The organism is Thiolapillus sp. (assembly GCF_048562965.1).
GTDB lineage: Bacteria > Pseudomonadota > Gammaproteobacteria > Chromatiales > Chromatiaceae > Thiolapillus > Thiolapillus brandeum_A.
This window is the reverse complement of sequence record NZ_JBHNMF010001546.1, coordinates 1-566: the sequence shown is the minus strand read 5'-3', so window position 1 is coordinate 566 and position 566 is coordinate 1. Positions and strand designations below refer to the sequence as shown.

The following is a 566-nucleotide window of genomic DNA, read 5'->3' as shown; positions in this document are numbered from 1 at the left end:
CCAGCAGTTTGCCGTCAGCCGACAGGGAGGGTGAATCGCTTTCCCAGGAGGCCTGTCGCCCCAGAACCGTGTTGCTTTCGCTGAGGCGGGTGGTCGTGGCCCAGGCAGGGAGGGTAAAAAGGATGAGGAGACAGGCCGCTGCGCGGGATAGGAGGGAGCGGGTGTTGTATGCGGAGTGGCGTTGAATCATGACTAAGGCCTCAAAGCTGCGTAGAGGAATGACCTGGTTTTTTTTACAGCATAAAGTTACCACGATCGCGCTGGAAAAACCGTGAGCCACCCCAGCAGTTTTGACAGGAAATCTCGGTTTCCGTCATCCATGCGCCGGCATCTGGTGGCTCTGGAGACAGGCAGGTAAAAATCCACTGATAGAATTATGGACTAAGCAATAAACAGCAACATATATGCTATGTTTAGAGGCTCTTCGACGTTTCATATGGATTTCAGTATGGAACCCGCCGGGCTGGCAATCATGTAGATCATAGTTAGTTCCCGTCTATAAATAGCTATCTTTTTCGGGCAGCTCCAGATAATTAGCGCATGCCAATATACTGAATTAATTAATC

General features: G+C 50.5%; 1 protein-coding gene. It reads right to left on the bottom strand.

The genetic code is table 11. The features are described from left to right. Positions 1–190 (bottom strand): hypothetical protein (locus ACOCD2_RS25430; RefSeq protein WP_293675602.1); only part of this gene is annotated, 190 nt, incomplete at its 3' end. Positions 191–566 lie beyond the last annotated feature (376 nt).